This is a genomic window from Adhaeribacter aerolatus (assembly GCF_007991635.1).
In the GTDB taxonomy this organism is placed as follows: Bacteria; Bacteroidota; Bacteroidia; order Cytophagales; family Hymenobacteraceae; genus Adhaeribacter; species Adhaeribacter aerolatus.
The window spans coordinates 28,052-42,581 of sequence record NZ_BJYS01000041.1 but is presented as its reverse complement, the minus strand read 5'-3'; the positions used below and the strand labels follow the sequence as shown (position 1 = coordinate 42,581).

Here is a 14,530-nt window from a genome sequence, read left to right as displayed (position 1 = left end):
CTTTAAATTAAAAATTAGAAATTATGAATTAGAAATGCTGGTTTGTTACCTTCATTTCAGGCGTGGCTTCGGCAGGAGCAGGGTAAATTACAACATTTTGTTCGGTTAGATATTTACGATGTTGGTTTTTACTTTTAGCGTCTGCATCTGAATATTTAAGTGCCGTTTCCATTTTCGTCTTTGCCCAGCAGGTAACCGTAGGGCCGCAGTTTATTTACATGGTCGAAAATAACTTTGGCAATGCCCAGATACGGAATAACCAGGATCATGCCGGCTACGCCCCAGATAAACCCTCCCAGCAGCAAACCGATAATAATAGCCATTGGGTTCAGCCGCACCTTGGCACCAGTAATATTGGGCGTTAAAAAATAACTTTCGCTTAGTTGTACTACCAGAAAGAAAACCCCGATAATGAGTGGCGTAGACCAGGAGTCGCGGGTAAGTAAAGCGTAAATTACCGGTATCAGGCTACCGCCTACCGAACCCACATACGGGATAATATTTAAGATGCCGGCCAGCAGGCCGAAAAACAAGGCATGTTCTAAACCAATAACCATCAGTCCAATCGTATTCACCACCGATAATATGAGCGTAACCAGAAAAACGCCGGCTATATAAGAATTGGCGACCTGGGCAATATCATTAATAATGGCGCTGGGGTGGCTGGTACCTTCCGCCGCCACAATCAGATACGGATCGTGGTGCTGGTAAGCCCCAAATAGCATAAAAACAAAATTTTTGAGCTTGGTCCGGTAAAACAGAAACACGGCCGTCAGGATCATAACCAGAATAAACTTTATCAGGATGGTACCCGAGAACCGCAGAATGGTTTTTAGATAAGAGGCTATCAGCTCCACCGATATTTTCAGTTCCTGCCGGATGTATTCCAGTTGCTGCTGATTCGTCAGGTTAAACTTTTCTATGATAAAGGCATGCACTTGTTCCAGCTTATCGGCCAGGGTTTTGCCCAGTTCCGGGAGATCGGAGGTGAGATTACCAATCTGGTGAATAAGTAAAATGAGTAGAATAACCAGCACAATTACAATGGCAACCACACTGATGATGGCTGCCCATAACCGCTTAAGGCCCCATTTTTCGAGTTTTCGGCTCACCGGCACCAGTAACATGGCAAATAAACCGCCAATGGCCAGCGGCTTCAGAAAAGGAGCGCCCAGATGTAAAAGAGTAAAGAATAACAAAAAGGCCAGCATAACCCGGTTAAATTTCTGCAGAGTAGTAGGCCTTGCCATTTTGGTGTAGGTTAAGCGTTTATTGGGGTGTACTAATTGTATCTTTTTTGGTTATCCAAAGCTAAATATTATAGTAAATCGTTCATCATGAAAGCTTTATTAACTGCTTCAGGTGGTGCAAGGCCGGTAGTTTGCTTTCCGATGGATACCACTGCATAGATTGGTAAATGCTACAGCGTACATGAATTATTACCGCAAATTCGAGGTTTTAAGAGAAAAAAGTCTTAAATTATAAATTATTTTATTACAGCGATTTACTATGAAGTGGATATATAGCATACAACAGAAATCCAAAACCGCTTTATTATTACTGGCAGTGGTTGTTACTATCTTGGGTAGTAATTTTTTAGAGAAAAAGTTTTTTACGGATATTAACCAATCGGTAACGTCTATTTATAAGGACCGGCTGATACCGGCGGCTGAGCTTTTTCATGCCAACGATATTATGTACAAAAAGCGGCTTTTATTAGAGAAGTACCTGGTAAACCCCGCGCAGCAGGATTATGGGGCGGTAAAAAAGCAATTGGCCGGCCTTAACACGCAGATTGACTCCATAATTCTGGCTTACGAAACATCTTACCTGGTAGACGAAGAAAGTGCCAGCCTGCATCATTTTAAGACTAGTGTGCGCCAGTACAACCAGTTAGAAGAACAACATTTAGCGAATGCAGCAACATCGGCTTTGAATACTTATGATAAAAAAATGGAGCCCTTGTTCTATGCGATACACCAGGATTTGGTGCAGTTAAGCAGTATTCAAACGAGTGTGGGAAAAGAATTGCTCAACGGATCTAAAAATATTTCCAGTGGCGCTTACCTGGTTAGTAACCTGCAAACGGCAGTAGTAGTGGTAATTATGATAGTGGTATACGCCCTGCTGCTTAGCTCCCGCAGTTTAATCCCCAAGAAATTCCAAAAATTCCACCTGAATTAAAGTAAGTGGAAAGTTTAAGTAATAAGTGGTAAGTGATTGCTATTGCAAAGAAAGCCTCTTCGCAGGCTAATATTATAAGGGGATAAGTTTGCTGGTTCTGGTTAGTAATACATTAAATCATATTGTGTGGGCTTGTCAGGGGACAAGCCCGGGAGAAGAGGTTTTGTCAGAAGGTGGTTTTGGAAAGGCTTCAAATAGAGCTTACAGTAGTGGAACGGGAGTTACCGCATTAAAAAATTAAACCGGTTTACATTTTTCAGGGCGACGCCGGTGCCTCGGGCTACGGCGCGTAAAGGATCAGGGGCAATATGTACCGGAAGCTTGGTGCGGAGGGAGATGCGCCGATCCAGGCCCCGCAGCAAAGCGCCGCCGCCGGTCAGGTACATGCCGTTCTGGTAAATATCCGATGATAGTTCAGGTGGTGTAATTTCCAGCGCTTTCATCACGGCTTCTTCAATTTTAGCAATCGATTTATCCAGGCATTCGGCAATTTCGGAGTAAGTTATTTTAATCTCTTTCGGAATGCCCGACATCAGGTCGCGGCCTAATACTGCAATATCATCGGGTGGTTCCGGCAGTTCGCTTAATGCTGAACCAACCGAAATTTTAATCATTTCGGCGGTGCGAATGCCAATCATGAGGTTGTGCTGCTGCCGCATAAACTGCATTATCTCGGAGTCGAAGGTTTGGCCCGCAATCCGGATAGACTGGTCGCAGACAATGCCGCTCATGGCAATTACGGCAATTTCGGTGGTGCCGCCGCCAATATCAATAATCATGTTGCCGGTAGGTTCTTCCACGTCAATGCCAATGCCAATGGCTGCGGCCATGGGTTCATGTATCAGGTAAACTTCTTTGGCCCCGGCAATTTCGGCGGAATCGCGGATGGCTCTTTTTTCTACTTCGGTAATACCGGCCGGAATACACACCACCATGCGCAAAGAGGGCGAAAACCAGCCCCGGTTCATGTTTACCATTTTTATCATGCCCCGGATCATGTGCTCAGCCGCATTAAAATCGGCAATAACGCCATCGGTTAAAGGCCGCACCGTCCGGATATTTTCGTGTGTTTTTCCTTCCATGCGCATGGCTTTATGCCCAATGGCCAGCACTTTGTTGGTGGTACGGTCAAACGCCACAATAGCCGGTTCGTCTACTACTACTTCATCGCGGTAAATAATTAAAATATTAGCAGTACCCAGATCAATGGCTATATCGTGCGTTAAAAAATTGAAAAGACCCATGCAAAACTTTTTATACCGGTAATTGATATTTTCTTATCAGTACTAACTCTGTTCGGCGAGAGAATAGTATATGATAATAAGCGTTTGTGCTTCAGCAGCAGCCGGATGCAGGCGGCGGCAATTGTTCAGATATTTGATTCAGAGGAATATAACTATGCATCCACCACGAAAATATTTCTGCCACCCTTGTTGTATACCAGCTTGCTTTCAGTGAGTGCAAATATAATTTATTTATCCTGATGCCCGAAATATTTAAGCTTTTGCCTCAAAAGGTTAGCTGTTCGCTTGTTTTTATATTCCGGTTCACTACGAAATAGCCATAAATAATATTTAAAGGCTTTTCAACCTGATTATAAATAACAGTAAGGCACGAAATAAATGTCAGGTTTAAAATAAGTTTAGTAACAATATTCGCCGTTTTATGCCAACCGTACGGTATCGCCTATTTTAATCTGGCCGCCTTGCAGAATGCGGGCTGTAATGCCGCCGTGTCCCCGCATGGCATTATAACCGCCGGGACCCAGGTTTTCTTCCATGCGCGAGCAGGGGTGGCAAGGGCCGGTATAAAGGAGTAAAACTTCGCCTACCCAAAACTGCCGGTCTTTCAGAGCCAATAAATTTAAACCGGCTACTACCAGGTTGCGCCGGATTAAGCCGGGATCTAGGTTGGGCATGTTCAGGATGGCGGCTACGGCGGCCAGATGTTCGGCCTGTATAAGGGTAACCTGCCGTTTGCTGCCGGGTTTGCCCGTGTAATGGTCGCCGGCCAGGTGGCGGTCGGTAATGGCCTCCACAGCCGTTAACGGTAAGGGCAACTGGCGGCGTTCCGGCCGGATACCAATCCAGGTGATGTGACCCGTTTGGGGCATGGTATCCATGAGCTTACCCAACACCGACCCTTCAGAAGAAAAAAATGCCATGCTACAATTTTAAACATTTTAAAGAATACAAGCTTAGATAACTTAATGTTTTAAATTGGCTAACAAAAGCTGATTAAACAAAATAAAAGCCGGTAAATAGCTATAACAGCCAGAAAAATCAGGAAATATAAATAGGCTACTTTCCGGTGCTTTTATGGTCTGGGCAACCTTTGTTTTGGTTTGCGTAAAAGGTACAATGCCAGACTTAACGGTAGTTTTATGCTGAATATTATATTTGGTATTTAAGAATATTCTTTCTTATTTGAGTAAAAATACAAGGTTTTATCCTTTTTATTATATAGTAATATGCTAATATTATTGGTCGAAATCTTTCTGATTGCCTTGCTGGTATTGTTTTACTTAAGAAGAGAATTAGCGATAAGCATGCGCGATTTCCGGCACGGCGATGTGATTTGGGTGCGCGACCGTTCTTTAAAGCCGGAACGCGCCGTACTCTCGAAATGGAACGGAAAAACATTCTGTTACATGCTGGATGGCAGTTGCGATTTAAGATTTAAAAAGTGGTTTTTTCTGGCCCGGAACGAATCTTACCTGGAGCGGGAAAAGGAAAGTGCCCAACAGAATAATAAAACTGAAATTACCGGCCTGGCTGGTTTTAGCCGGGCCCAGGCCTGGCAATTTTTCCTTATTTACTTTTTAAACCCTTTGCAAAAGCGACCGCAAACCTGATATCGGTATAAGAAAATTCATCGCCTAATAATTGCTTTATCGGCGATAGCTGGTCCGTATCGATGGTGCGGGCTACCGTAAGGATTTGCTCCAGTTTCACCGGATCGAGGAACTGCTCTACCGGAATAGCTCCGGATTGGACGTAGCGGGCCAGGTGGCCTTCGATGGTGGTGTGCGCCAAACCTCGTAAAGCCGCAATTTCTTCAATGCTTTTTCCTTCCCGGTAAAGTTTATAACTCTCTTCCTGGGTCTGACCTTTCTCTTTCTTTTCGCCGGGTGCTTTGGGTTCGGTTGCGCGTTGCGCCCGACTTCTGGACTTTGGGGGTAGATTATTTTCCGCTAACAATTGCTGTCGTTCTTCGGTTGGTGGCAGGGCCTGCTTGGTAAATTCCTTGCCTTCGCGGAAAGAGGTAAGCAAGGCCGCAGCTTTTTCCAGTTGCTGCTGTACCCGAAACAAGTGCGATTCCAGTTCCCGGAGTTCGGCCTGGTATTGTTTTGTTTTCTTCTCCTCGGCTACTTTTCCGGCCTGGGTTAGTACGCTGCGGCTGAGTTCTTTCAGGCGGGGCCGGAAATAGTCGGTAGCGGCCCGGATCCGGGTTTCCAGTTGGTCCAGGTTCAGCGGCTGTTGGGCTACCAGCCCGGCCAGTTGCTGCCCAAATTTATCGGCTACTTCCTTTTCCTTCCGAAAAGCTGCTTCCAGTTCCTGCGCCCAGAGTAAATGTTTTTGCCGGGTCGAGCGTTGTTCGTCTTTGGTGTAATTGGCCAGGTGTAGCCGCAGGTGCCCGGCACAAGGGCCAAAATCGAAGCACCCTTGTAAAGAATTTTTCAGGTAAGTCTGCGACTCAGTGGCCAATACGTCTTCCAGCGGCTCCTGACCGGCGCTGCCGGCAAAACCCGTAATGGCCTGATCCTGGTTCGGCAACACGGCCGGCACCGGCGAACTGAGCACCAACCCGTTGAGCGATACCAGCCGCGAGAGCGCTACGTACACCTGGCCGGGCGCAAAAGCCCCGCCTAAATCCAGAACAGCTTTCCGGAACGTGAGCCCCTGGCTTTTGTGCACCGTAATGGCCCAGGCCAGCCGCACCGGATATTGCCTAAAGGTACCCAACACTTCTTCTTCCACTTCGTTCGTGGTTTCGTTAAAGCGATAGCGAATATTCTGCCACTCGTACTTTTCTACCTTTACCTTAACCATATCGTCCGGGAATTCCACCTGGAACCCATTGTCGTTTATTTCGGCTACTTTCCCGATTCTGCCGTTGTAAAAACGCTTTTCGCCGGTGGGGTCGTTTTTGATAAACATTACCTGGGCGCCGGCTTTCAGTTCCATCGTGGCCTCCAGCGGAAACATATGTTCCGGATAGTCTTTGTCAATGTCGGCCTCGAAGAAATACGATTTACCGGGTAGTTTCTGCAGCGCCTCGCGGTTAACCGTATCGGCTTTGTGGTTGTGGGTGGTAAGCAAGATATAAGGGTCGTCGGGAGCGGGCCGGAAACCGGGTTGGTAGTGGCGGTTCAGCAGTTCAGCATCCTGGGGCAGTAACTGGTTATGCCGCAGGTTGTTCAGCAACCGGATAAATTTATCGTCGGACTGCCGGTATACTTTGTCGAGCTCGATGTAGAGCGGTTTGTGCGGCCCTTGCAAACACTGGGCATCGAAGAAATACGGGCTGTTGTAATACCTTTGCAGCACCTGCCATTCCTGGTCTTTTACCACGGGTGGTAACTGCAATAAATCGCCGATAAAAAGAACCTGTACCCCGCCAAACGGTACATTGCCTTGTCGCCGTACCACCTGCAATACTGTGTTAATGGCATCCAGCAAATCGGCCCGGAGCATACTCACCTCGTCAATAATCAGCAGTTCCAGTTCCTGCAGCAACCGCCGTTTATTGCCCCTAATTTGTAAACCCCGGATAAGCGACTCGCGGGTATTTATATTTTGGTTCAGCCCGGCTGGTAATTTGGTATCGGGTACGTAAGCACCAAAAGGTAATTGAAAAAGCGAGTGCAACGTTACGCCCCCGGCATTTATGGCCGCCACGCCCGTAGGTGCCGCAATTACGGCTTGCTTGTGCGTGTGGCTGGTGATATAGCGCAGGAAAGTGGTTTTACCCGTTCCGGCTTTTCCCGTCAGGAATACATGCCGATGCGTGTTGTTTACGAAACGCGCGGCTAAAGTGGCAATATCTTTTTCGGTGGAGGTGATGGTCATGGTTTGTTCTCTGGCTAACTAAGCCCAAATTAGTTTCAACTAAATACGTAAATTTCTGCTATATCTCTACGCATGGTTCGCAAAGCTCGTTCCTGAATCAAATATTGCCATATTTAAATATTTAACGAGCTACATATAATTATTTCTTATTTATCTACGCTGGTGCGAGCTTGTCGCTCGTACCTAAAACTTAAATTACAAAAGTATTTATGAGCCGGAAGTATAAGTTTTACAATAAAGAAGGTTTGGACTTTGTCAGTTTTGCAGTGGTTTATTAGCTCGATGTGTTTGTCTGAAAACTTTTACTTCAAAGAAGTTGCAAGCAGCTATAGCCGGAAATATTCAGGAAAGCCGCAGAGAGTGGCTACTTTGGATGATGGAACGGGCTGGTTTAAAGAATAGTAATATTCAGAACCGGCATTTTTGGCAGCAACACAATAAACCCATAGAACTTTGAAGTGCGGCCGTAATAGACCAGAAAATATATTACATCCATAACAATCCAGTAGAAGCTGTGTCTGTAACGGACCCCCGAACATTGGCAATATAGCAGTGCTATTAATTATGCCGGTAGTAAAGGTATTTTAGAAATTAATTTGGTTTGAGCGGAGGGGCACACGCTCGCGCCAGCGAGAGCATCAGGTGGCATTTAACTAGTGCTTCACCAAATTAAAAATTTGAAATTAAAGATTAAGAATTTTAGGTTAGAAGCGCTATTTTGATTTTTCAGTCTTCATCTATTTCTAAAATCTATTTTGGATAAGCACTAGCTAGCTAGCTAGCTAAGAGAAAATATCAACTAAGAATGCAAAAGGATTCTATTAATATAATTTATGGTTAGCTATCATTATTGTAATCTAAAACGTATTTAGATAGAGCTAAAGTTATAGAGGATATATTAATTATAAATTCAGTGAAGAATTCTCTTTCATTGATGAAACTGTTCTTTAAATAATCAATTGGAATTGGAATGTCTGGATCATAATGAGCAGTTCCAATAGTGTTGGCTGCCTCAAAAATTAAATCTTTTACTCTAAATGGATTTTTTCCTAAAACGATAGGTTCCTGAGGTTTAAAAATTAATTCTGTATGAAGCCATTCTTGAAAATCCATTAATTGTGGAGTTCTAACACTTTTATATATACTTGGAATATTATTTTTATATTCGATATACCCAATATTTAAGAAATCAGGCCTATCGTAATTCTTAGTTGTATGAAGGGCATAAACAGGTAGGGGTAATTTTTTTAGCGCCCCTATCCTAAGAAGTAATGGTTTGTAATTTTTACTTTTTCTATCCGGCCAAAAAAGTAAGGAACGTAAAATCGGCAAAAGACTTGTCAAAAATACATTATTGCCTGTCTTAAGTTGTTGCAAAAAATATTTGAGGGGTTCAAGAACCTTGGAGAGTTCTTCTGTTTGTTCTTGAACGCTTTTTAACCTTCGATTAGGGCCTGGTTGTGCAATAGGATTTCCGTATTCTAGAATTCTCCATTCCATCCATACTCGGCATTGGTCAATAGCTTTTGCATCTAACCATGAAACCAAGCCTATATCCGTAGGAAAGTTTTCCTGTCTGCCATTATTGAAACCTTCCACCAAAACAGGTGTGACCAATTCTACAGGACCTATGTAAGTTTCATTAATTCTAAGAGAGATTTTATTATCTGACCAAAATACTGTAAGAATGACAAAATAATTTTGAAAAATTATTGGCTGACTACTAAACCTAATCTCATCTTCAGTATTTTCATTGATTAATACTTCTAAATTTCCCTTTGGGGTGGTAGAAATTATTAATTCTGTAGAATCTACAGGACTTTTGATTATTACACAATTCTTGGTTACTGGCCATGGTATAGGAAATTGTATGACAAAATAATAACTACCTTTTTTCAATTGTTGTTTTTTATTGATTGTTTATAAATCTTAATATAACGCTTTTACTCAAACTAATTAGTTCTCTTCTGTTATGTGTAGAGTTAGCGAAGCGCTCTTCGCATTTTTTGGAAAGCCAATCTCCTGATTGGCGATGTTAAAATAATTAGACCTACAACCAAGATATCACTTCTCTATCTTTTACGAAACGAATCCTGTTTGTAAGAAGATAAAAGACTTAATTTAAAAATGTACATAATTGGCTTGCCACTTAATTATCTATAGCCGTCGGGCTGGTAGGATTAATAAATATTTGTTTAACCGGCGGAATTTGTTGTTGAATGGTTTGCCGGATGTGGGCAATGGTTTCGGTAATTTCCCGGCCCGTTACCTCATCCCGGAAGGTTATGGGAATAGCCAAAATAATATCTTCCGGCCCCATGTACATCGAGAGCGGCAGTCCAACTTTTGCAACCGCCGGGTTATTGCTCGCCAGTTGCACCGCCTGCTGCAATATTTCTGGTTCGGCGGTTTCGCCCATGAGCAAACTCCGGCTTTCTACCAGCAATAAGGTTGCGATTGCAGCCAGTATAACACCAATCAGCATCGAAGCAATGCCATCGAAATAAGGGTTCTGGTAATAATGGCCCAGAAATATCCCCAGAAAAGCTATAATAAGGCCAAGCAGGTCAGCGGCGTCTTCAAACAACACCACAAAGGTAGATGGGTCTTTGCTTTTCCGGACGGCCGCCCAGAACGGTGTACCGGCCCGCTGGCGGGTAAATTCGCGCTGGGCGGTAAAAAACGAAAAGCCATCGAGTACAAAAGCAATGCCCAGCACCAGGTAATTCCAATGCGGGTCTTCAATAATAGACGGATGCTGCAAATGCGTGACACCTTCGTAAAAGGAAATGCCTCCGCCGATGCCAAATATTAAGATTGAAACGATAAATGCCCAGAAGTATAATTCTTTGCTGTAGCCAAAAGGACGTTGGGCATCGGCGGGCTTTTTACTCCGGTGAATGCCATATAAGAGCAATATTTCGTTGGTGGTATCTACTAAGGAGTGAATACCCTCGGAAATCATGGCCGAACTACCCGTTGCGCCGGCAGCAATAAATTTGGTAATGGCAATGGCTAGGTTAGCCACTAGAGCACTGTATAATGGAATTTTAGACGCTGCCATCGTTGGGGTAAATAAACAGTTCGTTATTACTGCTTTTTTAACCTATTGGTTGAGGCGGGTGCTTATATTAGGCTGCAATTAGGTGCCGCATTAGCGAAAGCACCCTACGCGTGTGCAGAAAACCAATCTCCCGGTTGGTGATGATGTAGGCACCATTTTAAGCAAATCATATTCTTGCGTAAACCGGAACGTCCTAATTCTAAGACCTACCCTAAACTTTTTCTTTAAAACCGTTGCCCGTTGTTAAAAGCCTTTTGTCGGTGAAAAAACTGCTGTTTTAAATTCCTGTAAACTAGCCTGATAAGGTAAATTTATTGTTTACGGGCCAGGCACTTGCAACCTATCTTACAACGAGCGGGTCATTTTGGTGTTCGTACCAGGTAAAGCAGAGCTAAGGTCATCTGTTTAATGGGTAAGGACAAAAATTATGTATCACCAAATTATCACCTTTCATGAAAAGCTTTTTTAGTAACCAATTCATCAACAAAACCAGTCTGATTTTATTAAGCCTATTTTCTTTTTCTTTAACCTCTTGTTTAGATAAGGAGGGCGAGGCGCCGGAACCCACGCCGGTTGCTTATGTAACTTTATATCACGGCGCACCGGATGCCCCGGAGTTCGATATTTTAGTAGATAACCAACGGTTAAATTCACAGCCTTTTAAATACAATAATTACTCTGATTACCTGCGTTTTTCTACCGGAAGCCGAAAGTTTAAATTTACACCGGTAAATGCCGCCAATTCTTATGTAGATACTACTTTAACCTTTAAAGAAAATAAGCTTTATTCGGTATTTGCGGTAAACCGGCTGCAGGATATGGAGGTGCTGGTGGTAAGCGATACCGTTATGACGCCAGCCGCTGGTAAGGCTGGTATGCGCATTATTCATTTGTCGCCGGATGCACCGGCTGTAGATGTGGCTACTACCGGTACCACCGGCACTTCTATTACTACAAATTTAAATTTTAAAGAGCATACTTTGTTTAAAGATGTGGCAACGGGCAATCAAACCATTCAAATAAAAAGAACGGGCACGAATGAGGTTTTACTAACCCTTTCGGATGTGGCTTTAACCGCCGGTAAATCTTATTCTTTGCTTTTGAGAGGCTTTCAGACACCACCTACCGGAAACACCAATATTTTAAGCGGTCAGGTTGTTACCAATTATTAGGCAATTATTTCGGTGGCTTTCGCCTGTGCAGCAAACTTTTCTTCTGAATGAGTTTAACCCTTCCGCCCTGCGGGCAACTTCCCTAAATTAGGGAAGGAGTTCGGCAGAGCCCAAGCTTATCAACCCCGCTAATTATATAATAAAATAATTAGTGCTGCACCTGCTTTGGCTAATCATGCCGGATAATCGCTGGCTCTTGGATCTCCTCCTTGGATAAGGAGTGGCAAGGGTGGTATGATTTAGGATATTGTTGCTGGTTGATATTTATATGCTGTTGTTAATCCTCCCCCTACCCCCTCCAAAGGGGGACTGTTCGTGGATACCGAAGCAAGAAGGGGTAATATTAACAACAGGTAAAATAAGCAAAAGCAGCGGCTAAGCGCAGACTACATCAGTTTGGGCGATGATGGCCTTTTGGAAGATGCTCTTCTGGCTTTCCGGTGCGCAGCATTCCGACGCAGGAGGAAAGGAAAGATGAGCAGCCCGAATGACCAAACGGGGCCCGCCGGCCAGGAGGCTTCTTAGGTTTTTACTACCAGTTAGCACCTGCACCTTGAAAGATGGAATCTTTCAAAAGATAAAATATCAACCCATCTATGGAATACCATTTAGGAAAAGTAGTTTAATGCGTTGGATTGGAGGAACATAATTCTCCTTCCGGCTTTTTAAACCTGCTATTAGAAATAGAATAGCCTGTTTATGCAGATAAACAGGCTATTCTATTTATGGTTAATCCAGATTACTTACCAGATTTTAACACGTTTCTCCGGGGCTAAATATAAAGAGTCGGTTGGTTTAACGTTAAAGGCGGTGTAAAATTCCGGCACGTTCCGGACTACGCCGTTTACCCGGAAATTGGCAGGTGAATGCGGATCAGTTTTTATTTGGTTACGCAACGCTTCTTCGCGCGCTTTGTTCAGCCAGGCTTGTCCCCAGCCAATAAATACCCGTTGCTCGCCGGTAAAGCCATCCAGTACGGGTGCTTCTTTGCCGTTTAAGCTGGCTTTGTAGGCTTTCAAAGCAATGCTCAATCCACCCAGGTCGCCGATATTTTCGCCCAAGGTAAAAGCACCGTTTACGGTTAAATCCGGAAATACTTTAAATGCGTTGTATTGCTGCTCTAAAGCGCCGGTCCGTTTTTTAAATTCCTGCTGGTCTTTTTCGGTCCACCAGTTACGCATTACGCCGTTACCATCAAAGGTGCTGCCCTGGTCGTCGAAACCGTGACCAATTTCGTGCCCGATAACGCCCCCAATAGCACCGTAATTAACGGCATCTTCGGCGTTCATGTCAAAGAAGGGAGGTTGCAGAATAGCGGCGGGGAAAACAATTTCGTTCAGTGGCGGATTGTAATAAGCATTAATGGTCTGAGGTGTCATGCCCCATTCGTCGCGATCGACGGGTTTACCTAGTTTATTCAGGTTGCGGTTGTACTCAAACTCGGTCGCCCGCAAAATATTGCCGAATAAATCGCCTGCGGCTATTTTCAGGCTGGAGTAATCGCGCCATTTTTTCGGGTAGCCAATTTTAGGCGTAAACTTGCTTAATTTATCCAGCGCCTGCTTTTTGGTATCTTCGCTCATCCAATCCAGTTCTTTTATACTCGATTCGTAAGCTTTTAACAAGTTTTTCACCAGGGCATCCATCCGTTCTTTGGCTTCCGGCGGGAAATGTTTTTCGACGTACACTTTGCCTACCATTTCGCCTAAACTGCCGTTTACCGCATCTACAGCCCGTCGCCACTGTGGCCGCTGTTCTTGGGTACCATTCAGGGTTTTACCGTAAAATTCAAAATTCTCCTGGTCCAGCGGGGTTGATAAATAAGGGGCGGCCGCGTGAATTAAGCCCCACTGCAGGTAAGTTTTCCAGGTATCGAGGGAAGTGTTTTTAATAATATTATTTAAATCTTTGGTATAAGCTACCTGCGTAATTACAATGCTGTCTTCTTTGGCGCCGGTTTGCTGCAATAAAGTATTCCAATCAAAATCGGGCATTAAGTTGTTCAGGTCTTTTACCGCGTATTTGTTGTAAAGCGCCACAATGTTACGGGTATCTTCCTTTTTCATGTGCTTGGCGGCTAATTGGGTTTCCAGGTCCATTATTTTAGCTGCTTTCGCTTTGGCATCGGCAATTCCGGCCAGCGTTAACATTTTCTCGATGTGGGCTACATACTTGGTGCGGGTGTCTTTCGATTTGGCATCATTCAGGAAGTAATATTCGCGCTCCGGTAAGCCCAATCCGCCTTGCCAGGTATACAGCATATATTGCTTCGGATTTTTAAAGTCTTCCATTACGCCCACACTAAACGGCACCAGGAGGCCGTATTTGTTAGCGTGTGCAAAATACCCGGCTAAATCTTTGTAATCCTTAATCGCCTGGATTTTCTGCATTTCCGGCGCCAGGGGCTTTGTGCCCAATGCATCGCGGGTTTTTGTATCCATGTACGACTCGTACAAATTACCGATTTTTTGTTCTTCGGAACCTTCCTTAAAATCGCCTTTAGCCGAAGCTTCAATAATTGCTTTTACATCTTCCTGTACTTTGTCGTTGAGAATTAGAAAAACGTTGTACATTGATTTATCGGCTGGAATAGCGGTTTTCTTTACCCAGTTGCCATTTACGTAAGCCGTAAAATTATCACCGGGGGCTACTGTGGTATCCATGTTGGTGCGAATAATACCGGAGTGCAATTCTTTGTTTTGCGCCGTAGTGCCCGATTTGTTGCAGCTTACGGTTAAGAGGGAACTTGCTGCCAGAAAGGCAATCCCTGAAATTTTAATGGGGTGTTTCAGCATCTTTTAGGTTTAGTTTAAAAAAGATTTAAAGGCAAAGTTGGTAGTTGGTTATTTAAATACCAAAGTGCCATATAAAAACGCTTTATTCTATTGGTTTAGCATATTCACTTTTTCAGGTTAGGCGTATCGTTAGCGCAACGCGCTACGCATTTATCAGAAAGCTAATCTCCTCGTTATGCGTGGAGTTAGCACAGCGCTCTACGCATATTCCGGTAAGCCAATCTCCCGATTGGCTTACTACAA

At 44.0% G+C, this 14,530-nt stretch carries 11 protein-coding genes; 3 read left to right on the top strand and 8 right to left on the bottom strand.

The genetic code is table 11. The annotated features are described in order from the left end of the window. Positions 1-28: 28 nt before the first annotated feature. Together AAE02nite_RS26410 and AAE02nite_RS21390 are read right to left on the bottom strand one after the other, a co-directional pair. On the bottom strand, positions 29-172 hold the full coding sequence (locus AAE02nite_RS26410; RefSeq protein ID WP_170252662.1) for a hypothetical protein: 144 nt from the start codon (positions 170-172) through the stop codon (positions 29-31). Then, positions 156-1,250, bottom strand: a complete 1,095-nt coding sequence (locus AAE02nite_RS21390) for an AI-2E family transporter (RefSeq protein WP_146902936.1) — start codon at positions 1,248-1,250, stop codon at positions 156-158. Before AAE02nite_RS21390 ends, AAE02nite_RS26410 begins: the two co-directional genes overlap by 17 nt. Positions 1,251-1,509: 259 nt before the next feature. Here AAE02nite_RS21390 and AAE02nite_RS21385 point away from each other — a divergent pair, with 259 nt between their 5' ends. Continuing rightward, complete coding sequence (locus AAE02nite_RS21385; RefSeq protein WP_146902934.1) at positions 1,510-2,184, top strand: MCP four helix bundle domain-containing protein; 675 nt, start codon at positions 1,510-1,512, stop codon at positions 2,182-2,184. 221 nt (positions 2,185-2,405) lie between these two features. Here the strand turns inward: AAE02nite_RS21385 and AAE02nite_RS21380 are convergent, their stop codons facing one another. Both AAE02nite_RS21380 and AAE02nite_RS21375 read right to left on the bottom strand, forming a co-directional pair. Continuing rightward, a complete protein-coding gene (locus AAE02nite_RS21380; protein WP_146902931.1) occupies positions 2,406-3,428 on the bottom strand; it encodes a rod shape-determining protein in 1,023 nt (340 codons plus the stop codon). Between the two features lie 419 nt (positions 3,429-3,847). Further along, a complete protein-coding gene (locus tag AAE02nite_RS21375; RefSeq protein WP_146902929.1) occupies positions 3,848-4,348 on the bottom strand; it encodes an MOSC domain-containing protein in 501 nt (166 codons plus the stop codon). A 306-nt stretch (positions 4,349-4,654) separates the two neighbouring features. Here AAE02nite_RS21375 and AAE02nite_RS21370 point away from each other — a divergent pair, with 306 nt between their 5' ends. Further along, positions 4,655-5,038, top strand: coding sequence for a hypothetical protein (locus AAE02nite_RS21370; RefSeq protein WP_146902927.1), 384 nt, complete (start codon positions 4,655-4,657; stop codon positions 5,036-5,038). On the opposite strand, the gene AAE02nite_RS21365 is transcribed toward AAE02nite_RS21370, so the two are convergent. The 3 genes from AAE02nite_RS21365 to AAE02nite_RS21350 all read right to left on the bottom strand — a co-directional run bounded on the left by AAE02nite_RS21365 (position 4,995) and on the right by AAE02nite_RS21350 (position 10,320). Further along, complete coding sequence (locus AAE02nite_RS21365) at positions 4,995-7,256, bottom strand: helix-turn-helix domain-containing protein (protein ID WP_146902924.1); 2,262 nt, start codon at positions 7,254-7,256, stop codon at positions 4,995-4,997. The two genes, AAE02nite_RS21370 and AAE02nite_RS21365, sit on opposite strands and share 44 nt — an antisense overlap. An 837-nt stretch (positions 7,257-8,093) precedes the next feature. Further along, a complete protein-coding gene (locus AAE02nite_RS21355; protein ID WP_146902920.1) occupies positions 8,094-9,155 on the bottom strand; it encodes a hypothetical protein in 1,062 nt (353 codons plus the stop codon). Positions 9,156-9,405: 250 nt separating this feature from the next. Then, positions 9,406-10,320, bottom strand: a complete 915-nt coding sequence (locus AAE02nite_RS21350; protein WP_146902916.1) for a cation diffusion facilitator family transporter — start codon at positions 10,318-10,320, stop codon at positions 9,406-9,408. 452 nt (positions 10,321-10,772) lie between these two features. Here AAE02nite_RS21350 and AAE02nite_RS21345 point away from each other — a divergent pair, with 452 nt between their 5' ends. Then, a complete protein-coding gene (locus AAE02nite_RS21345) occupies positions 10,773-11,492 on the top strand; it encodes a DUF4397 domain-containing protein (RefSeq protein WP_146902913.1) in 720 nt (239 codons plus the stop codon). A gap of 743 nt (positions 11,493-12,235) precedes the next feature. Here AAE02nite_RS21345 and AAE02nite_RS21340 read toward each other — a convergent pair. Then, entirely contained in the window at positions 12,236-14,287 is a 2,052-nt protein-coding gene (locus AAE02nite_RS21340) for a M13 family metallopeptidase (RefSeq protein ID WP_146902909.1), read from the bottom strand. Between the last annotated feature and the right edge of the window lie 243 nt (positions 14,288-14,530).